The sequence below is a fragment of the Neisseria sp. HMSC078H04 genome (assembly GCF_001838135.1).
In the GTDB taxonomy this organism is placed as follows: domain Bacteria; phylum Pseudomonadota; class Gammaproteobacteria; order Burkholderiales; family Neisseriaceae; genus Neisseria.
On record NZ_KV835832.1, the window covers coordinates 1 to 241 of the forward strand.

Annotated in this window: 1 protein-coding gene; it reads right to left on the minus strand. The window is 56.8% G+C overall.

What is annotated here, in order from left to right; translation table 11 throughout:
• Positions 1–241: type IV pilin protein (locus HMPREF2560_RS04315; protein WP_283132704.1), on the minus strand; the 241-nt coding region annotated here is incomplete at both ends.

Here is a 241-nt window from a genome sequence, read left to right on the forward strand (position 1 = left end):
CCGCTCATCCTGATACAGAAACCGCCCGCCTCCTTCACCGGCAATTCCGGCCACTTCGTCGACGTCAGCTTAAAGCTGCCCTTTTTTGTGTAGAACTGCTCCATAAAGCGCGCATTTTCCAGCAGCGCGGCATGAGCCGCACGCAGGTTGGCCGAGCGGACCGATTCCCGATAGGCCGTAAAGGCCGCCGTTGCCAAGATCGAAACCAACAGCATCACCACCAACAGCTGTATCAAAGAGT